The following is a 20,959-nucleotide window of genomic DNA, read 5'->3' as shown; positions in this document are numbered from 1 at the left end:
TGCAAAATCCAATTGGGACAGACACCTTAAAAATCCGTGCTTAATGACCAAAATGACAAAGCGAAGTGGATAACTTTGTTGTTCGAAGAGCATTGGCTGCTCGGGCAGCCAACAGGATGTTATTGCCTATTGACAGGCAGAAGACTCATATGTGTTAGGCGCTTTGCCCCACCACTTCAGCTGTTCCAATACAAGCGACTCGGCCTTCAATATCAGTAACTATATCTCCGTATAACTGATGATTAAGCTGAACTTGAACATTAGGTAGGCCTATTGGTGAAATATTAATTAAGTACCCATCTTTTATGGTTTCCACTACGTATTTATGCTCACCAGAAACTTTAAGCTCAGATAGAACGAGCCCTAAATTGCTATCGATTGCCTCTGAAGATGACGCAGATAAGCTGAAAACACACTCTCCTGATTCGCCTGAATTGGGAGATAACAACATGAAACCCACATGTCTACCATCTATTGTTTTCAATACCATCGCTTTTGGAAGTTCATTACCCATAAATCCCTCGATATTTAAATACGCTAGCGCATAACATTCTTATTATGTGCGCGGTTAAGTGATTCTCATATCTTTTCTGAACGATGCATCACCGTATAGTGAGTGCCCAGTTTTGTACATTAATCTGATGAATTCAGGACACACACCAAAAGACTTTGGTGCGCACCCATAAACGAACAGCAAAGTTGCTTACACCTTGGCTGAGCCTGAAGATAACTGGAAAACAACTGTTTAACCATTTTTTTGAATAGCGCCTGCTGAGGTTAACCGATAAGTGTCTAGTGACCCTATGACAAGTCATAGGCAGCGGCGAGACCGCAATAAGAGATCCTCAATATGTGTTTGTCGTAAGCCATGCTTAATGACCGAAATGACAAAGCGAAGTAGATAACTTTGTTGTTCGAAGAGCATTGGCTGCTCACGCAGCCAACAGGATGTTATTGCCTATTGACAGGCAGAAGGCTCATATGTGTTATATTCCAGACTCACCATATTTACTGTATTTAGCAAACCAACCGTCGTCAGAGAATAACTCACCATTTAACCCATCTGACTCTTTGGCTATAGCTTTGCCATTTATTGATACAGACAGTTCGTCTTGTTTCTCACCAAGAGTATAAAGAAAATCATGAATACCAGTATCAACGCAGCTAGTTACTAGCCGCTTTACGACGGAGATTTGCTCATCCGTTAAGCTAGATAAGCTGTCGTTGATTTCTATACATTCTTGAGATTTCACTTTTCGTTCTATGATATCCAAGCACCTTTCCAAGGCTTGGTCTCGTAAACTTTTAGATATCAACTGACCAAATTCATCGATATTTTTCATATTTATCACCTTAGGAATATAGACATAATGCCCCCCATGAGGTGCTAGTCTCCAATTTCGTGGGTTCAAATCCAATTGGGACAGACACCTCAATAATCCTGGTAACCTCCAATTAGTATTGAAGATGTCCACTAGATCGAGTCAACTACGCGGGTCACCTTGATTGCCTTGTTAAGGCACTATGCCACTGATGCGAGTGCTGGTAAAAATGGCGCAACTACTGGACCCAAAACCTGCATATGATCAGCTAACATAGACATAAATTTTTGATAGTGCCCTTTAAAACTTTCTGATCCTTGAGTTGAGCGCATATCTTCTACTGTTTGCGATAAAGGTTCCGTTAATTCCCTATAAATCCAATTGGGACAGACACCTTAACAATCCGTGCTTGATGGCCGAAATGACAAAGCGAAGTAGATAACTTTGTTGTTCGAAGAGCATTGGCTGCTCGCGCAGCCAACAGGATGTTATTGCCTATTGACAGGCAGAAGGGTCATATGTGTTATGTTTAGTCTACGAGGTTGTTTTCTTGTGCATATTGAGCATACAAAATATCTGCAAAATCGGTTTCCGATATTTCAGCAAGCACTAGGTCTCGAACTGCATCAGCCAACAAATCGTTATCACTTGTCAACTCAAAGTCATTTAAAGACAAGTACTCAAGAGCTACCATTAAGCCAGTTCGTTTATTTGCATCCGGAAGTGCATGAGCTACCGCAATACTAGCTGTATATTTTGCTGCAATCTCAAAAATATCATCCAAACCATCGTAAACAATAGCATTATCTATCCTCCCTAAAGCTCCCTACATTTAGGAATATCGACAGCTCCATTCATACCAGGCTCAGTATCTAGTATGAATGTATTGATTTCTATGACTCTCTCGAATGGAAAGCAAATAATGTCCATTACATATGAGCCAGTTTTTCAAACGTTTTTCGATGAGTTCTCAATGCTAACTTGGACTCTGACTTAACAATCTGCTGACCATAGACACCTGACAAATCGAGCTTTTTCGTAGCTTTAACCCTAGGTCTTTCAACAGCGCCTACACCATAAGACTCAACTTTCTTATTCATCTGCTTTCCCCTCTAAAACTAAAACAACAAATTCAAGTATATCATACTACCAATCTCACCAAAAAACGTAACGAGCCTGTAGGATTTCTTCCTTACTCGTTCTTAATTCTGATCTTACTTATATTTCGAATTAAAATCAGGACACACACCAAAAGACTTTGGTGCGCACCCATAAACGAACAGCAAAGTTGCTTACACCTTGGCTGAGCCTGAGTGTCTAGTGATGACCTTTCCCCGAGATTAGTACCATAACCTTGATGGCCTTGTTATGCTTCATTAAGAGCAGGGACACTAATTACATGCACTAACCAAACACCAATAGATAAGCTCGATAAATGCCAAAGCAGATTAATATCTCTAAATGGAATGCCATCGATTTCTTTGAACAAACCTAGCATACCAAAGCAAAGGCATATTATTGATATAATGATAAAAAGTAAGTTGTCTTGGAAATATGTTGCGAGATAGCAGAGCAAGGCGTAAGACAATACAAGAGCAAAAGCAACCATCAACATTGTACCGACAGTCTGCACACCAAAAACTATACTTTCAGATATAAACAAGAAGGATTGGCTACCCTCGTCGCCACTAACATGACTTACGCCAAAGTCCATATAATAAGCTATCCAAGTGAATGGGATGATAAACCATGCAGAGTGTCTTTTAATATGTTCGAAGATATCCATGTCAAATCCTTAGAGTAAACGCCCCCTCAAATATACAACTAACTGCATCTATGGCAACCAGTTCTGAGCATAACATTCTTAAGCAAATCCAATTAGGACAGACGCCTTAACAATCCGTGCTTGATGGCCGAAATGACAAAGCGAAGTAGATAACTTTGTTGTTCGAAGAGCATTGGCTGCTCGCGCAGCCAACAGGATGTTATTGCCTATTGACAGGTAGAAGGCTCATATGTGTTAGGCGTTTCCTTCCAACAAGCTGCTGTCATACCAGATATCTTCGTAGCCATTGTTATCTATTAGGAAACGGTAGCCAGGAGGCAAACCAAGATAAGCTTGCACTTGAGGTAGGTATTTAACTATATGCTCAACATGTAGCGGGGCAAAGAAGTCTGCGTTTGAAGATAACTCTTCACCGCACCAGATATACCAACCATTAGTACCATTTTCGGGAGCGACTCTCATACCATTAATCGGAACCTGACTTAAGGTAGAGAGTGCAATTCCTAGTTTGCTACCGGCTCTCGGATGTTCGCTTGCTAAATCTTTAAACTGATTATCCAACTCTTCCTCCTGACGCCAGCGCCCTGCTAAGTGGCTAGCAACACAACCACTGAACTCAAACAAACCACCGTAAACACTGTACCAAACTAGAACCAAAATCGCCGAGCGTTGATAGTCCGTCTGAAGCAGCTTGTAATGTGTTTAATCTTCTAAATTTCCAAAGCTCCACTTCGACTTTAAGCTTTTACGTTCGGCATATGACCCCGGTTCCATAATTGTAAGTTCGTCAAGCGTGGAGTCCTCGGACAGGAGATGCCCTATTCCTACATGGTGAGGCTCTCCACTTTCAACACACCCTTCTAAACCACACAAAAACTGCCAACTACCGTCATAATCTCTAACCGATAGCAAGATTGGTCGTGTTTTTTTAAATACATGGGGACATACCCATACACCATAGTCTTCTCTAAATTTCACAAATACCTCTTACACATAACATTCTTAACAACAGGCAGTCTCGTTTTTCTCTCTGCCTGACTTGCCATTAACCTATCATAAGCAACTGAAACTTAATGTAAACGCGTCAAAATATACATTTTATCAATACACAAAAGAGAGCGTGGGGGTTATCTTCGTAAGAAGAGTAAAAATTCCATTACTAACAATAATTTAGAGCGAGCACCCTACTCCAAAGCTCAGTGATTCTGTGCCTGCTCATTGGTAGCCAATTAACGCGAGGTGAGAGTTTGCTCTGCCTTAAGCGTTTTCACGATGCCGTCTCGCTGACTATCGCTCAATGGAAACCAACGGTTTTTCTGGATCTGCTGTTAAGAAGAGTCAACGGCTTCAGCGCGTAGGCCGATTCACTGGTCACAAATCAGTACCTTGTAAAGAGGTGTGTTAACAATGTGTCGAGTAAGGGATGAGGTTTGGACAAAACTTTTTTATAGCAAAAACTTTCATTCCACCTATATAGATGAAAGAAAGTATAGTGAAACTGTAGCAGTCAAGCGTTATGACAATAATCTATATAGAGTAATCATTTATTCCGAATGATTGGTTATTTATACCGCGTTCCAACTTCCTACTCTCTTGTAATATTGGCAACAACATGAGGAATTGATATCCGCCTAAAGTTAGGTTGTCGGGCACAAGACTGCTTATTTATGGCCAGTTTTGAGTTCACTTAATACTCCAGACGCCTGTTCAGATAGATTAATTGTCCTATATCGAGAAAAAAAATATCCCAATAATTTAATGAGGTATTAAAATGGATGCAGAAATCAAACTAAAACATTTAGTTAGTGTTGTAGATGGCAGAGATATTCTAAATGGTGTAGTCAAAGATCTATACCAGAAAGGTACTGCTAACCTAGCTCCGGAGGATGTTATTTCCTTAATTGACAAGAACGTCTGGAAGGAGTGTGACGAAGATTTTGTGCCAGCAAGTGGGCTAAATAGTAAATCGGACGGACGCACTAGCGACATTTGTAAGTTGCTTAGAACCTTTGATTACCTAGACAAAGAATTAAAAAATTTCGAGAATCAGTCGGAAAAATTAAAATTTCTTCTGAAAGCCGATACCATTATGAGAATTCATCGTAGCATCTGTGTGAGCGACTCAGTCTGGAGTGACGCTATACCAATTGATATTTGTACGGAAGATTGGACAATTCCAAATATTATTTCTGTATTACTTGAACTCTACGACGTTACAAAGTTAATGCAAACTCATGACACTGAAGCTAAAGATAGAGAATCCCTGACAAGACTAAAGGCACGTATGTCCAAATTTGGTGATGTTATCGTACCCTACATGGAAACTCCAGATTGGACTACCCGTCATAGGTTCATGAATGATTTAAGCTATACCCAATATTTCGATGCGATACAAAATGATGCTGTTTTAAAACAATATCTGAAGGCAGAAGATGTTAATGTAGCTTATACGAGTATGCAAAATGTCATTTTGAAAGACACCAAAATTTATGAATGTAAATGGGACGGAAATTCCATTAGCTGCGGCGAAGGTGTTAAGCTCGATAAAATTTTAACCGAAGTTGCAAATTCGACTTTAGAGGCAATTGTAATTAACGATGCTTCGGAAAGAAAGGCTGCACTTGCCACATTGGAATGGCGTATTGATCAACTGCATGCGCTACCCAACGGTAATATCAGAACAGGAAGGGTAATTGCTACCTTTGCGCGCGAGATTCTTGGATTATCTCCTTGCTCGTATATGAACCCTAACATTATAGACATTGTATGTCCGGCAGCTCTCATTGTCGCTGAAAAGGCTGGAGAGAAATTACATCACATGATAATGCAACATTTACTGAGAAAGGTATAGTACCAATTGCTTTTTTGCGAATATTCCCGCATAAAAATGTTATTCATAATATCATATGGTTTTAGGAGTTTTGAAAAAGACCGAATAAGAATAATGAATCGAGCGTAAAATAAATGCTGATCCCCCTATAATGGAGTAGAACCTCAGTTTGTAAAGCTCAAGTCTCTTGCAAAGAATGGTTCAGAGGACAAACTTGAACCAATTACAGAACTTGTGCTCATTAGGTTTTACTTCTTGCCATCCATTAGATTTGGTATTTTAAAACTAGCAAATTAGCGTCAGTATTGTAGGTTTCAAATTCGATTCAACTTAAGCCAACTCTAATAGCACGTTTGGGGGCATTTCGGTGTTACACGCCCCGCCAGAAAGCTATTGGACAGAAATGAGTCAGTGATCTTGCTAAATTAGTGACTCTTTATGGCAAGGCTTTCTATGCCCCACGTATGGGCAATGCAACCTGAGGTTTTGGACAGGTCGATAATATCTTTGATCGCCTGAGTAACTGGAATTGCGACCGCATAAGTCTCAGACTTTTGGACTTTCTGGCGGTGGATATGAAGTGTGCCATAGATGGGTTGGCCGTCAATGCAGTCAACCCTACCCTATGGATTCCAAAAGCTGTCGCATACGCCTTCTTTTGGCTCTAAAAACCTCTAACTTTGCTTATCATCTGTGACAGCGTGATTAGCCAGTTTATCTTTTAACGCTTCGTTTTGAGCCGCAATTTCATTAAGAAACAAAGAGTTATTTTTCTTTGCAAGCAACAAGGCCTTTTCAGATGCATCCATGGCTTGGTTTAACTCATGATTCAGTGAATATGCCGTCGCCAAACTATCCCAGAGAATTTCTGATGCACCAAAGGTCTTAACGCCTTGCTCTAATATCTCTACTCCCCAATCCACTTTGCCTTCATAGGCCGCTTTTAATCCGTAGACATTATATTGGTGAACCGACATCGGAAACGTATAGCCGTACTCATTTGATTTTGCCAAATAGAAAGCTTGTAACTCTTTCAATGACATCACGTCTACTTCGGGTACCGCATTCCACCCATCAAAAATAACTTTAAGTGCTTGGCTATTGCCTATTAAGGGGGTGCTATCGTGAGTTTCATTGGGGTAGTTTGCATGAGCCCAAATGACATTATTGGGCGATTTTCTGTTGAGTGATTCTATCATTGAGCTAAATGCATCTTTCATTTCACCGGGCTCATTCGCTAAGCTCAAGAACCACTTTACAGGCTTATCTCTCTCAAGTTTTTGATATTTTGAATATTCACTGATAAGCGTAGCCTTGTCCCACCACAAACTCGGACTGATAGAAATGGCCGCATTAAACTCCGAACCGTCACTCAAAGCTAAATAACTGGTGAATAGACCCGATAATGAGTGTCCTGAAATCACTTGATATGGTGCTAAGCGATAATGTTCTTTTATCTTATTTAGCAGTTCATCTTGTAAAAATTGCTTGTATAACTCTGCTTGGCCAGATCGATTTTTATACTGTTCGAGCTCAGTGTGAGTATAGAATTTTAGTCGGTTGTAAGGGGTGTTTACACCGACCACAATCATCTCAGGAATGATGGCATAAGTACTTAAGAAGCGAACACTTGCCGCAATATGTTCAAACTGAGTCGAACCATCCAGAGCTATCAATACTGGATATTTGAAACTATCGGAATGTTCGTATGTGTCTGGTAAAGATACTTGAACGGTAACTTCTTCATTAATTGTCTCTGAAGAAAACATCAAGCTCTTCGTACCCGCAAAAGAATACGAAGAAATAAATATCAGGGTTAGATAGATTAGTCTCATACATTCCTTATGGCTAACCCCCTAACCAGGGGTTGTTGCCTGTGGGCTGAAATGTGAAGTGAAGCGAAGCGGAACCCAGCCAACGGTTAACAGCTCCTGCTCGCAATAGCTTATTCGATGAAAAATGTCAGATGCGCGCTTTTATACTCAGGTTTTAGCGTTACTCAATGAGCTGCGAGAGCAATCACAAGCGTAAAATACAATTCTTTACTGGACTTGTTTCACGAGTAACTCGACTCTCAATCAATTTTGCTAACTCATGATAAGCACTGTCTTTAGCTCGTTGCTTCCTTGGCTAAACCCATCGCTATAGGCTTAAGATTTTGCCTCCCCGTACTAGACTGAGGAGGCAACAACACAAGAGTCCGCCAAAACAGACAATATGGCCCCGTGCTTTTAGTCTTCAGGTTGTGGTTCTGGTGCAGCACGAAGGCTCCACGAACGAGCTGGTTCGCCATCAGAGCTGTATGTCACCATTGAAATCATCTTCCCTGATTGTGCTGCACTAATGAGATCGTCATCATTAACGATGCCATAATTTAGTGCAGAGGCATTTTTTAGCACCTGTTTAAACCCATCCGCGTTGGCAGCGAGTTCATTCGATTTAAGAGGCCCACTCATGATTTGACCACCTGCAGAACGCCCCGAGAAACCGTTAAAAGTTTGGATGCTCCAAATTTGTCTTCCATCTGCTCCTACAGAGGGGCCATCAACCCACCAACTGCGCTGACGGTTATCAAGATAATGCCCCGCAACCAGTTGATTAGCACTTGCAAAACCGACTGATTTCACAGAGTTTGTGTTTTTAAACAACAGTTTGCCGTTCTTATCTACGGCAAACTCTGCACTCATGTCGAAGAACTGAGTTTCACCTGTGTCCGTGTTAGTAACTGGTACACGCAACATAGTGATCTGGTTACCCGCACCTTGGAAATGGGCACCTTGGAAAGCGATATCGAGATTGTTAGTGTCGATGTCGGCGGCAAAAGTAGAGGTTGTAAAAAGTGCCACTGTCGTCGCGAGTAGAGTTTTCTTCAACATGGATATAAGCCTTAATCAATGTTTTCAATAAAGTGAAATGGTCTGGTTACCAGTGCTGGCAGGGTGCTGACGTTTTAGATCACCCTTTTCAAATGAAGTAGATTTCACTGGGCCATAGACTTTTTGCTAAAGCGTATCGAGATTGCGATGACCTTTGATTAGTTTCAACATCGGGCCTAATTTTGCCGATATTACGTGCGTTGGCCATTGACGATTCGATGACGCTTGATTGGAATGAAATGCCATATGGGATTGATATCACACCAGGTCGGCACCCTATATATTCCATCAGATGAATACAAGACGTCATCTTTATAATGAGATCGGTGTCAATATTATAATCATCAATTTTGAATCGACCTTGTAAAATAATTTTAACTTATCTTTAAATTCATACGCTTAAACACTTGCTAAGTCACTATTTAACCGCAATAGCAATCTCGACTTCATGGGCACTTTTATAGTATTCAAAGTCTGTTGTGTATGCTCGTTGGTACAAGCAATTTTCACTACTAAAGTAGCTCCACACCTCTCCCCATAGGTCTATAACGGCTTGTGGCATCTCACCGCTTGCAGTAAACGTCACGTATTTGCCAGAAGCGATCTTCACTTTTACTGAGTCTGACAATCGCTCTGGTGATAACGTATCCGAACAAGCGATAACTTCAAAAGCCCCCGAAAAATCAGATTCATAGTTAGTGTACACACCGTAAACTTTTGACTTTTCGTTCAATTTTGGAGCAGCGTTTGCGTAAAACTTGGCCCAAAGCTCTCCAATTTTTGCAGTCGATGGATTCATTTCATCTGCGTTAGTCGTACGAATGGCATAACCTGCCAGGTCAAAACCGTTTATCTCACCAATGTTCATTTTTCCTCCTAGTTGTATAGCGTCTATTTAAATGTGAGACGCGAGACACTGATACTGCCACCTACCCGTTCAATGGCGATTGCGGATGCAAACTCCAATGCTATCGGTGCTGAACCTAGATACTGACCGCTTCAATTTTGTTTCCATCCGGATCTCGAATGAATGCAGCCTAATAGGTTTCACCATACTCTGGTCTAAAACCCGGCAGACCTTCGCATGTAGCACCTAGTGAGATTGCCGTAGCGGAGTATTTAACCGCTCTTGCTACATCAGAGACACCAATTGAGACATGATTGAAAATCATCTTTAGCCCTTTTAATTGCTGAAAACCTAAAGAAAATCAGCTATCCAAATACTGAAGATTTCAATCGCACTCTAACACATACTGTATATAAAAACAGTATTCATGGGCATTTTTGAGACAATGTAAAGTACATAGCGCGTATTGGGCTACCAAACGTCGGTTCAACGCGTTCACGGAATTGTACTTAATGAGCTGTACTAAATGAGTTGAATAAGTTTTAGTAAGTAACCATTCATAAGCGAGATGCAAATGAGTCTAGGGTGTTACCCACTTTGCGGCGTTTCTAAACGAAAAAATGCCGCAAGTAACCATTCAACCAATGGAACAAGCAAACATTTTCAGATCAGTGATGTGGGTAAGTAGGCAGGTAACGCAGCAACCACTTAGGCGGACTCACGCAAACATGCCAAGCATGATAAATCCGCTTAAATCTTGTTATTTCGGTGAGCAACTTCTAGTACAAACTTGGCTCTGGCAAAACGGGTGGCGTACTGTCCATATAAGTTAAAAAGTTTTCCCATAATTCATGCGTTCTTTGCTTGGTAAGCTTAGTTTTGCAAGAGATCGACATCGCTCCACGAATCGTTCCATCACGCCATTGTGTATAAACTGAATCACAATGTGAGGACATATATGTTTGCCAGTCCGTTTGAGCGAGTTTAATTGCTGCGACTAACTTTGAATCAAACGAATTATGGTCCAAACTGGCCTTGAGGTATTTCTCCAACTCAGTGTTGGCAGCATCCAGCTCTATGGCGGCACACTGATTTATCTCGATGGTTGTAAACGCAGCATCACAGTCAATGGCTTGCTCATCAGCCATGGCGCCAAACGAAAGACAAGCCAAAGCTAGGATTACACTATTTCTCATTATTTTCTCCGCAAGCACATCAGGTTCAATCCTGGGCAACACATTGCCCAATTTACACCAGTGTGCCCTAAACACTAACGATCACTCAAACCGTAAACATTTGTTGGACCGCTAGTTTTCAGGCCTACCTTATCTAAAATCCACACCATGAAGAGCGACAGCAAGAAACAATAGAAGTGTCCCTAAGCTAATGGGTAGCAGCGCGATAAGCCACAACGCGACATGGCCCAATTTAATCAGTAGCGTCTTTGTCTTTTGCGATCGAGTAAGTTTGCGAAATTGATAAGCCGCCGTTAGTGAGCCAACACACCACAAGATGATTAGCGCCATGATTTGAAAATCGCTACCGCTAGAAAGCGCATGTTCTACCGTGATAAACAGTATTACATGCATCAACAAAGTAGCGACTAGCGTTGCTTTAGTGCTATTTATCATCATCGAAACTCTAACGCTACACATTGCGAATTAAGCCGATATGCTATCACTAAACACTAGGTTAAGCCTTTACTTTTTCAGGTACTCTCCATTTCGATTGGCGCGAAATAATGCTTCCAATTGACCAGATTGCTTCAGTTCGATTAAGCCCTTATTAAAAGCTTTAATGAGTTCAGGACCAGCTTCTATTTGACGGGAAATAAGTAAATAAAATAGCTTATCAGTATTGAACCTTTGTTCCGATATAGACACTTTGTTTTCTAGTCCTAATTTTCTTAGTATGTATAAACCTACTTCTACATCGGCAAGTACAACATCTAGCCTATTTTTAACCAACATCTTCAGCGCGACATCTAAATCTTCAAGCCTAAGTATGTTGATTTTCCCTGATTGTTCCCACTCAGAGAGTCCATAGTCATAGCCAATCACACCACCGACCCGATATTGACCAAGCTCTGGTATGTTTTCCCAACTCACCTTTTTGCCTGATTGAAAGAATACGGCGGTGGATAATCCAACGACAGCATCTGAAAAATAAAAACTCTCTTCTCTTTGGGATGTTTTACCCCAAATAAACGTACCATCTAGAGCGCCAAATCGAGCTTGTTGGTAGCCTCGTTTCCAAGGTAGATAGGTGAACTCCACCTGAACCCCTTGGCTTGCAAAGGCCTCCGCTACGATATGCGAAACAAAACCACCATGATTGAGTCGACTGGACTGAAAAGGAGGCCATTCACCATTGGCTAGATGTACGGTGTTTCCCCGGCAGGGCAAAGTGGCAACGACGAGAAAAAGCAGCACCATCCTCTGTAAAAAAGGCTGTTTTCTCAACAAGAAACGCATCCATGCTCTCCAATTCATATTGACCATTAATGATAGCATTATACATTAAATGGAGGGCATAGAGTGACGGTTGCCACCAAAACAATGCTCGGGCGGGCGCCTCCACAGCCAAATTTATGGAGCTTTCTTTAGCGCGAAAACCACTGTGTGAAGCTAGAATAAGCAAAGTTGTGGTGAATGGCTCGAATAATGCGCCGTTTCAAGCGGATTATCACACTGCCTTAAGTGTTGAACATGACTGTTGTTGCAGGTAGTGACGAACCAAGAAATTCATTTTCTCCTTCAACCATTCAGGGCCGTCATCTGTCATATCATTGTGGCGAGAGTCAGGAATGGTCACCACACAGATGTGGCTTTGCTCTTTTTCCAATGGCAAAACGCCTTTATCTGCAGGGAAATCACTCGCCCGAATAGAGCATGCTGCTATAAGCACTGGTTATGGCCATTTACTTTAGACTGGCTTGAATAATTAATAGCTCAATTTCATCGTTTGATGTGTTGATCAAACCATGGGTACCGAAGCGTTTATTCACTATCATATCTCCTGAAGCCACTTTTCTTTCTTTCCCCTCAATGGTCATAGTGCCTTCACCTTTCAAAATGATGTACATTTCTTCATCATCTCCATGAGTATGTTCACCCATCGAGCTTCCCGGCGGCATAACAACACGAATAGCGAAATCCCATGCACCATCGAAATCTTTGCGCCTAAAAGCACGATAGATATCAACCTTGCCTTCTCCATCATGGCTGTTGTAATCCACTTCTTTATCGCACGTGTAAAAATTACGTATCATTGTTGCCGAATTCCTTTCTTATTATGTTCTGCTGGGCGGCCAAGCCCTCTCACACTATCGATAATAGGCAGTCTTGTTTTCTGTCTACCCAACTGCCATAAAACTACCATAAGCCACTAAAAAATAAAGCAATATATTGAGTATTCTACTATCTCAACTAAGCACTCTACTTTTCGCAATCAAATCAGAGTGAAGGCCAATCCAGGCGACATCCAATAGCTAGAACAAACCATGGCGCCACGGTGTGAGTCAGGACTACACGCGCACTCTGGTATGAGCAAAGTGGAATATCAACGCAATATCAATGTTCGACCATAAATTACCCATTAATTACTCAAATCCACCCTGCGTTTCGTTTCCAATCTTTCAAGTTAACAAACAAAAAGGAGGAAAATATAATGGGTAATCGTAAGGATCTTTTCACCCTTATGGTATTGACCTTGACGGTGTTGCTGATCTCAGGCTGTGGGGTTCGGAAGATGGGGCTTCTCAAATAGAAGGTGGGCCTCCACAGTCACCCCCTTCAACTAGACCAGCCCCCAGCCAAGACGCGGCTATTGCTCAATTAGAGCGGCTTACTCTTACTGCCTTCCCAGTCAAAACCAAGGGGACGAGTGAGATCACGCTGATCACGGGCAACGAACAATCATTTATCGCGGTGGGTGAATACTCTAATGGCCAATCTAAAGTGTTAACCGAGGAATTAGCTGTTGAGGATTGGCAATCCAGTGACACAGAGTTAGGCGAGTTTATTCAATCGGGTGTTTTGAAAGGGAAAGCGTCGGGTCCAATAACGGTCACTTTTAGCAAAGGTAACCTCACCAGTAACACGGTGGAAGTAAAGGTTGCCGACGCCGTTATCACAGATATCGTCGTCACACCTTCAGCAGTGAAGGTCGCAAAAGGCTATCACCAACCATTAATCGCCACCGCGACATACAATAATGGTCTGTCGATAAATATCAGTGACTCTGTCTCTTGGGTGTCCGATGATACTGCCACTGTCACAGTGACCACCAAAAACGAGCATGGCTTACTCAAGGGCGACAATGTGGGCGATACGACCATCTCCGCCGTGAAAGATGGTGTCACCAGTAATACTGTGAACGTTGATGTCACCGATGCCGTCCTCACAGCCATCCATGTCACACCCACGACGCTTACCGTAGCCAAAGGACAGGAAGCCCCCTGACGGCGATGGCAATATACAATGATGGCACGTCTTCCAATATCAGTGACCTCGTCAATTGGAGTGTCGGTACCAGCAACGCAACCGTCACCGATAACGGTGTGCTTTCAGGGAGCGCAGTGGGCGACGCCACCGTGACCGCGTTTAAAGATGGCGTCACCAGTAACACAGTGAGCGTGAAGGTCAGTGATGCCGTGATCAAAAGTCTTGACGTTACACCCACAACGGTCAGTGTCGCCAAGGGGCAGGGCCAAGCGTTGAAGGCCGAAGCCACCTACAGTGATGGCTCGATACACGACGTCAGCAAGTCCGTTATCTGGGCACCGATTGGGAACAAGGCAATGATCACCCCTGATGGCTTATTGTCAGGAGTGGGTGTCGGCAACACCACCCTGACCGCGTTTAAAGATGGCGTCACCAGCAATACCATTGACGTGCAGGTCTCTGACGCCTTGCTCACCAGCATTAGCGTCACACCAACCACCGTCTCTATCGCTAAAGGTCAGACAGAACCACTGACCGCTATGGCAACGTACAGTGACGGTACCTCTTCCAATATTAGTGATTCCGTCAGTTGGGAATCTATCGATCCCATCACCGCAAGCGTCACCCCTGAGGGCTTACTGTCAGGAGGGAGCGTCGGCAACACCACCCTCACTGCGGTTAAAGATGGCGTCACCAGTAATACCATTGACGTTGATGTCACCAACGCGGTTATGACGGGGCTAACGTTGAATCCGCCCACTGTTGGGTTGATGCTCAATGCCACCCAACCGATGAAAGCCACCGCCGTCTACAGTGATGGTTCCTCCTCTGACGTCAGTGATTCTGTTACTTGGTTTGCACCTGTGAATAGCAGTACTATGTCAGTCACTACTGACGGCTTGGTCACAGGGCTTAATGAAGGCAGTACCAGCATCACCGCTTATCATAACGGTTTTAATCATAGCGTTGATATCAACGTATGCAGTGGCGACGGGACCAATGTAACCGGTAAGTGTCTTCACACCATAGACAATAGTAACAAGCTGTTTACCACTACCCCTTCCATTGCTTACCTTGATAGCCTTGGACTCGGCGGGAGTCCACATACAAGTGGCACTAATGGTATGTTTTATACATTCACTCAGCCAAAAGCGGCTGCCTTGTGCACCCGGTACGGTGAGAGGAATCTCTTCGGACGCTCCAACTGGCGTTTATCGACACTGGATGAAATGAAGAGGTTGCATGAATATTCTTGGGCCGCTCAAAATTGGAACCGAGACGCGGATTATTATTGGACCTCAACCCCTGCTGCTACTAAAGGTCGTTGGGAAGCCTACAATAAATTCGAATCCTCATGGCACTATTGGGGCCACGCCCCTGGTTCAAAACATAAGTTCTTCGCTTCGTGTGTTTCAAATAATCCTTAGATTGGTCTTTCCGCCTCTTTTTGAGTGGATTAGCTTACTCTATTTCGCCTATCGAAGACTGGAAAAAACCTTGAACCTTACAACGTGTGTTATGTGCGCTCCATTGTTTGCGCTACTCATAACAGACATGTGGGAGAGTAATAAAGTCTGAAATCAAGTAATAATCATACTGAGTATTAAAGTATCATACTAAAAAGGCAGCGTTCACAGCGGTACGATGCCTTTTCTGAATCGTCTGTGGCCCATTCCGTGTTAACACGATAACTGACGTATTGATCGAAATCAGTCTAATCGAAGATTGATGGATCGAAAACACTTATCACAATCTTTAATAGTTTATGTACTATGTCACCTACTGGAAGCTTTGTGAGTGGTATTGACATGAACATATCTCAAATTGATTTGAATTTACTGTTTGTTTTAAAGCATCTTCTGGAAGAAAAGCATGTCTCGAATACTGCTATGGCTTTAAACATGAGTCAGTCGGCGGTAAGTCGAGCATTGCAAAAAATGCGAGTTTTCTTTGATGACGAATTGTTGGTACGCAAGAAGTACGGATATGAGCTGACACCCAAAGCTGAGTCGGTAAAGCATGACATCAACAATGTCATTACCAGTTTAGAGAAACTTGCCCACAAAGACTCTTTTGACCCAAGCACCGTCACAAGCACGGTCAAGGTTTATGGGCTTCTTCCGCAGATAAATACTTTAATGCCTAAGGTGATTGCCAAGATTCGACAACAAGCCCCGAATCTTACGGTCAGCTTGGATTCAGCACCAAAACGTCATTTTGATGCATTAGTGGCAGGGGATGTTCATTTCGCCCTGTCTTCTCACCAGCCGCCAAGCTCTGAGCAAAATATCTACCGAATGGTCGTTGCGAAGCGCACATTCCGCTTGTTAATGAACCGCGAACACCCATTGGCTGACCAAGAGCTTACCCCCGAAAAACTCGCTGATTTCGATTTTGGACAAGTTTCTTTGCAGGGTGAGAAACGGCTGTCTTTTGAACATAAGTACCAAGAGCTTGGATTAGCAAACAAAAAACAACGCTTGTCAGCGCCAGTTCAACTAAGCAATTTTAGTTCTGCCCCCAGCATTGCTGCGGAAACAGATATTATTTTTCATCTGCCGACACCATTTGCTGAAGCAGCCTGCCAAGATCCTCGCTTAATCGTACGTGAAGTCCCCACTAAGTTGCAGTTGGACTTCCAAGAAGTCTATCTATATTGGCATAAACGCTTTAACGATGACCCGATGTGTGAGTGGGTACGTGATATCTTTAAGCAGCTTTATGTTGGCAAAGACACCTTATCTTAAATGCTTTAGACGGATAATCTAACTTTAACTATTCGTATTATGGATAGTCACATTCTGTTTTTACGATAGAGATTATCTTGTCAGTGATTGTTTGAATCATGTCTAATTGAGAATAGTTATTAAATGCAATTACATTCTAAATTAGCTCAATATGAAACCTATTTTCTCACATACTCTACTGTCTACATCCGTCGCTTGTGCATGTCTTGCTGTACCTATGGCAAGTATTGCGAGTAACCAACTTTCCGCTTCAGATAACAACAATACAACGACCATGGAGACCATGGTCGTTTCGGCCTCTGGGTACGAACAACTGGTTACAGAAGCACCCGCAACAATCAGTGTTCTCACTCGAGAACAACTTGAAAACCGTTCTTATAAAGACCTTACCGATGCCCTAACTGACATCCCTGGAGTCACAGTGACGGGGGGTGGTGATGGACAAGACATCTCAATCCGAGGTATGCCTGCTCAATATACGGCAATTCTCGTCGATGGCAGAAAGCAGTCTGGCCGAGAAACCCAAACCAACGGTAGTACATTTACCGAACAAGATTGGCTACCGCCACTAAGTGCGATTGAACGCATCGAAGTCGTCCGTGGCCCTATGTCGACTTTGTATGGCTCAGATGCATTAGGTGGTGTGATTAACATCATTACTCGAAAAGACTATCAACAATGGCACGGCAGTTTGCGAACTGAAATGACGCTTCAACAAAACTCAAAATCAGGGAACAGCTATCAAGGACAGTTATACCTTGCTGGCCCAATTGTCGATGGTCTATTAAGTGCTTCTGTGACTGGCCTATATCAAGAAAGAAAAGAAGACGAGATAGAAGGTGGTTATGCGGGTAAAACCCTCGATAACTATCGAGCGTCTGTCTACCTGACTCCAACGACGGATGATACCTTCACGTTAGAATTTACCAATCACAACCAAGAGCGAGTGACGACCCTAGACAAGTCAGTGGTGCGAGAATCTCAAGTCGCCGAGCGAGAATATGAGCGTCAATCTATTGGTCTTGGTCACGATGGTGATTACGCATGGGGGACGAGCGCTTCATTTATTAGCACTGAAACAGTCAAAAATATCGGTGCAGATAAAGAGGTCAAAAATAGCCAAATCAATACTCAGCTAGGCCTGCCTATTGATGCTCACTACCTCACACTAGGCGCATCATTTGAGCAAAAGGATCTAACAGATAATAGTTTATCGCTGACTTCTAAAAACCAACAATGGGCAATATTTGCTGAAGATGAATGGTATCTGACGGATACATTCGCTCTCACTCTTGGCTTACGTTACGACGACAATGAGATTTTTGATGGGCAGCTTAGCCCAAGAGTCTACGGGGTTTGGTCCATTGATTCGAGCTGGACACTAAAAGGTGGTGTCTCTACCGGCTATCGAGCGCCTAGCCTGACAGAAATGGACGAAGACTGGGTTCAAGAGAGCTGTCGAGGCCGTTGCGCCATTTATGGAAATCCAGAGCTAACGCCAGAGACATCAGTCAACACGGAGATGGGGTTATATTACGTCGATGATAGAGATCTTTCTGCAAACGTTACTCTGTTTTACAGCGATTTCAAAAATAAAATAGAAAGTGAATTTGTCGATCCAACTTGTACAGATAGTAGGCGCTGTGACCGCACCTATATCAACATTGATGATGCGATTAGCTATGGTGCGGAAAGCTCAGTATCTAAGGGCATTACCGAATCGATCATACTAAGTGCAACCTACACTTACACTCGCAGTGAGAAGAACACCAGTGACGAAGATAATGGCTTACCACTTGTTCAAGCACCTGAACATCTAATCTCGATTAACGGTGATTGGGCAGTGCGTGACGATGTTGCTTCATGGGTGCGTGTGAACTATCAAGGCGAAGAGAAAAATAACATTACGAGCGATAGTACAAGAACATTAGCACCTTCTATTACTTACGTGGACCTTGGTGCGAACTGGCGTGTCACTAACAATGTGAAGTTAATGGCAGCGGTTTATAACTTGTTCGATGAACAAACCACAGAGGAAGAGTTTGGTTACATTGAAGATGGCCGACGTTACTGGTTAGCGGCTGAAGCGACTTTCTGATCGAGTTACCTTTTTAGGCGAAGAACAAAACTATGAATACGAAAATTAAGTCTGCAATGACCTCTCTATTACTCATGCCTTTTGCCTGTTTCGCAGGGGAGTTCAATGTAGAGAAAGACATCTTGTTCAAAACCGTAGGTGAAAGAGAGATTAAGCTCGACCTTTATACACCCTCGGCTGAAGCAAATACGCAATACCCGTTGTTGGTTTGGGTGCATGGTGGTGCATGGAAACGTGGGAGCAAAGATGCAATCCCAGAAAAGAACCCTTTATTACTCCAATCTGTATTGAATGAGGGCTATGCGTTGGCGTCGGTTGATTATCGTTTGAGTGGGGAGGCGACCTTTCCTAAGCCTGTTCAAGACATCAATGATGCACTGAACTATCTGCACGATAATGCTGAAAAGCTCGGTATCAAAGCAGATAATCTCGTGATGATGGGACGCTCTGCGGGTGGCCATTTGGCGGGCTTTATCGGCGCAACTAACTCAGCATACAATCAAGTGGATTTCTATGAACCGCCGAAATATAAGGTTTCTGCTGTGGTGAGTTTTTTCGGTCCTACTGATTTACTTGAGTTAGGCAATAAGGGGGGTAAGAAAACCAGCAAGAAGTCGTCAGTATCTCGCTTCTTAGGGGATATCCCTAGCAACATCCCAGAGGTTGCCAAGCAAGCATCAACGACGAGTTACGTGAGTGAAAATACTCCGCCATACATTCAATTACATGGCACCTTAGACAAACGAGTACCGCTATCTCAAAGTGAGATACTTAAAGCGAAGCTTGATGAGCACGGAGTCACCAACCAACTTTACATTGAAGAGGGTGTCGGACACAGTGCACCAGTCTTTGATACTGAGAAGTACGTTCCTCATGTTTTGGAGTTCTTAAATAATCACTTTCCGAACAAACAGATCTAATCAATATTCGGTCTAAAAGTTTAGAAGGCTTTTTCATATCTATCGGTTGGAGTCCTAGCCATTCAGACTAATGGCGAATCAGTTTATTCCTTAGGAAATGGTTAAGTCAACTTATAGCCATTTGGGGGGATACTCTAACGCATTTATGTCCAGAACCTTCACAGTTGGCACTTTCAAACACGAGAGTGCCCCTAATGAGTCAAGTTGACACTAAACCTGATTTCAAACCTAGCATTTTGACTTATTTTATCTAATCGCCAATCACTTGCAGTACAAAAAATCATGATAGGCGGATTAAATCTAGTTTTTTGCGCCTCTTTAACTATTCTCCGTTTAACTTGTTGATTTTTTTAATGGCAACCATCTTGTGGTTTAATGATGTAAAGAGCTAAATAGATAGACTCTATATTGAAAGAGAGGTTTTTGCTGTCTAATAAGAGTTATCTGATTTAAAAGGATTTTCACATATGCGTAAAATTTTCATTTTATCAATTTTGGCATGCTTTAGTTCTATCACGGTAGCGGATAGTACATCGTCTTACGTGGGGCAAGAGTCAAGAGAAATTAAGGCATTATCGCAAGAAAAAGTTCGAGGTTTGCTCGACGGAAACGGTTTGGGTTATGCAAAAGTAGCTGAACTAAATGGCTATCCTGGCCCTGCACATGTGTTGGAGTTGTCTAAGGAACTGCAACTTAGTGAGGAGCAAAAAGAGCAGACTGAAGAACTCTTTAATACTATGAAAAACAACGCTAAGGTGCTTGGTTCTGATTTGATTACAGCAGAGAAAGAACTTGAAATAGCTTTTGTTTCTGGCGAGATCTCTGACAGTAAAGTAACGAGTAGTATACAAAATATTGCTTTAATTGAAGGTAAATTACGAGCGGTTCATGTAAACGCACATTTAGTACAAAAGGCGATCCTTACTCCAAATCAAGTACATAAATACAACAAGTTACGAGGTTATAGTTCTAAGGGACACCACCATCACTGAAAATCAGCATACAAGCGTTTAAGGTTTCAAGGTACTTTTTCTAATTTGAACGAAACGGTTTAGATCAGTAAACCTAAAACATTTATGTCCAGAAAC

20 protein-coding genes and 1 pseudogene are annotated in these 20,959 nt (G+C 42.5%); 7 read left to right on the top strand and 14 right to left on the bottom strand.

Translation table 11 applies throughout. From position 1 onward, the window contains the following. Positions 1–154: 154 nt before the first annotated feature. The 6 genes and pseudogenes from KW548_09210 to KW548_09185 form a co-directional block, all read right to left on the bottom strand. A complete protein-coding gene (locus KW548_09210) occupies positions 155–514 on the bottom strand; it encodes a hypothetical protein (GenBank protein QXX05436.1) in 360 nt (119 codons plus the stop codon). A 472-nt stretch (positions 515–986) separates the two neighbouring features. After that, positions 987–1,343 carry a hypothetical protein gene (locus tag KW548_09205; protein ID QXX05435.1) on the bottom strand — a complete coding sequence of 119 codons (357 nt, stop codon included), beginning with the start codon at positions 1,341–1,343 and terminating at the stop codon, positions 987–989. Between the two features lie 508 nt (positions 1,344–1,851). After that, positions 1,852–2,252, bottom strand: a pseudogene (locus tag KW548_09200) (type II toxin-antitoxin system death-on-curing family toxin). Then, complete coding sequence (locus KW548_09195; GenBank protein ID QXX05434.1) at positions 2,252–2,422, bottom strand: acetyltransferase; 171 nt, start codon at positions 2,420–2,422, stop codon at positions 2,252–2,254. The pseudogene KW548_09200 and the gene KW548_09195 overlap by 1 nt, the downstream one beginning before the upstream one ends. A gap of 266 nt (positions 2,423–2,688) precedes the next feature. Beyond that, a complete protein-coding gene (locus tag KW548_09190) occupies positions 2,689–3,108 on the bottom strand; it encodes a hypothetical protein (GenBank protein QXX05433.1) in 420 nt (139 codons plus the stop codon). 234 nt (positions 3,109–3,342) lie between these two features. After that, positions 3,343–3,669, bottom strand: coding sequence for a hypothetical protein (locus tag KW548_09185; protein ID QXX08023.1), 327 nt, complete (start codon positions 3,667–3,669; stop codon positions 3,343–3,345). Between the two features lie 1,210 nt (positions 3,670–4,879). On the opposite strand from KW548_09185, the gene KW548_09180 reads away from it, so the two are divergent. Next, positions 4,880–5,959, top strand: coding sequence for a hypothetical protein (locus KW548_09180; GenBank protein QXX05432.1), 1,080 nt, complete (start codon positions 4,880–4,882; stop codon positions 5,957–5,959). A 653-nt stretch (positions 5,960–6,612) separates the two neighbouring features. On the opposite strand, the gene KW548_09175 is transcribed toward KW548_09180, so the two are convergent. From KW548_09175 to KW548_09140, 8 genes are all read right to left on the bottom strand, one after another. Beyond that, entirely contained in the window at positions 6,613–7,773 is a 1,161-nt protein-coding gene (locus tag KW548_09175; GenBank protein QXX05431.1) for a hypothetical protein, read from the bottom strand. Between the two features lie 396 nt (positions 7,774–8,169). After that, entirely contained in the window at positions 8,170–8,814 is a 645-nt protein-coding gene (locus KW548_09170; GenBank protein QXX05430.1) for a hypothetical protein, read from the bottom strand. Between the two features lie 418 nt (positions 8,815–9,232). Further along, entirely contained in the window at positions 9,233–9,682 is a 450-nt protein-coding gene (locus KW548_09165) for a GyrI-like domain-containing protein (protein QXX05429.1), read from the bottom strand. Between the two features lie 758 nt (positions 9,683–10,440). After that, on the bottom strand, positions 10,441–10,857 hold the full coding sequence (locus tag KW548_09160) for a DUF1311 domain-containing protein (protein ID QXX05428.1): 417 nt from the start codon (positions 10,855–10,857) through the stop codon (positions 10,441–10,443). A gap of 129 nt (positions 10,858–10,986) precedes the next feature. Then, positions 10,987–11,295 (bottom strand): hypothetical protein, encoded by a 309-nt coding sequence (locus KW548_09155; protein ID QXX05427.1) that lies wholly within the window; start codon positions 11,293–11,295, stop codon positions 10,987–10,989. A gap of 66 nt (positions 11,296–11,361) precedes the next feature. Next, a complete protein-coding gene (locus KW548_09150) occupies positions 11,362–12,135 on the bottom strand; it encodes a transporter substrate-binding domain-containing protein (GenBank protein ID QXX05426.1) in 774 nt (257 codons plus the stop codon). 211 nt (positions 12,136–12,346) lie between these two features. After that, entirely contained in the window at positions 12,347–12,568 is a 222-nt protein-coding gene (locus KW548_09145; protein QXX05425.1) for a hypothetical protein, read from the bottom strand. Positions 12,569–12,581: 13 nt separating this feature from the next. Continuing rightward, entirely contained in the window at positions 12,582–12,932 is a 351-nt protein-coding gene (locus KW548_09140; GenBank protein QXX05424.1) for a cupin domain-containing protein, read from the bottom strand. A gap of 658 nt (positions 12,933–13,590) precedes the next feature. On the opposite strand from KW548_09140, the gene KW548_09135 reads away from it, so the two are divergent. From KW548_09135 to KW548_09110, 6 genes are all read left to right on the top strand, one after another. After that, positions 13,591–14,124, top strand: a complete 534-nt coding sequence (locus KW548_09135) for an Ig-like domain-containing protein (protein ID QXX05423.1) — start codon at positions 13,591–13,593, stop codon at positions 14,122–14,124. A gap of 5 nt (positions 14,125–14,129) precedes the next feature. Then, a complete protein-coding gene (locus tag KW548_09130) occupies positions 14,130–15,533 on the top strand; it encodes an Ig-like domain-containing protein (protein ID QXX05422.1) in 1,404 nt (467 codons plus the stop codon). A gap of 381 nt (positions 15,534–15,914) precedes the next feature. Then, positions 15,915–16,853, top strand: a complete 939-nt coding sequence (locus KW548_09125) for a LysR family transcriptional regulator (protein ID QXX05421.1) — start codon at positions 15,915–15,917, stop codon at positions 16,851–16,853. A gap of 151 nt (positions 16,854–17,004) precedes the next feature. Next, entirely contained in the window at positions 17,005–18,951 is a 1,947-nt protein-coding gene (locus KW548_09120) for a TonB-dependent receptor (protein ID QXX05420.1), read from the top strand. Positions 18,952–18,983: 32 nt separating this feature from the next. After that, entirely contained in the window at positions 18,984–19,871 is an 888-nt protein-coding gene (locus KW548_09115) for an alpha/beta hydrolase (GenBank protein QXX05419.1), read from the top strand. A gap of 467 nt (positions 19,872–20,338) precedes the next feature. Further along, positions 20,339–20,863 carry a hypothetical protein gene (locus KW548_09110; GenBank protein ID QXX05418.1) on the top strand — a complete coding sequence of 175 codons (525 nt, stop codon included), beginning with the start codon at positions 20,339–20,341 and terminating at the stop codon, positions 20,861–20,863. The last annotated feature ends 96 nt before the right edge of the window (positions 20,864–20,959 follow it).

Source organism: Vibrio neptunius, assembly GCA_019339365.1.
Taxonomy (GTDB): domain Bacteria; phylum Pseudomonadota; class Gammaproteobacteria; order Enterobacterales; family Vibrionaceae; genus Vibrio; species Vibrio neptunius.
The sequence above is the reverse complement of the archived record's forward strand: the minus strand, read 5'-3'. Positions and strand labels throughout refer to the sequence as shown.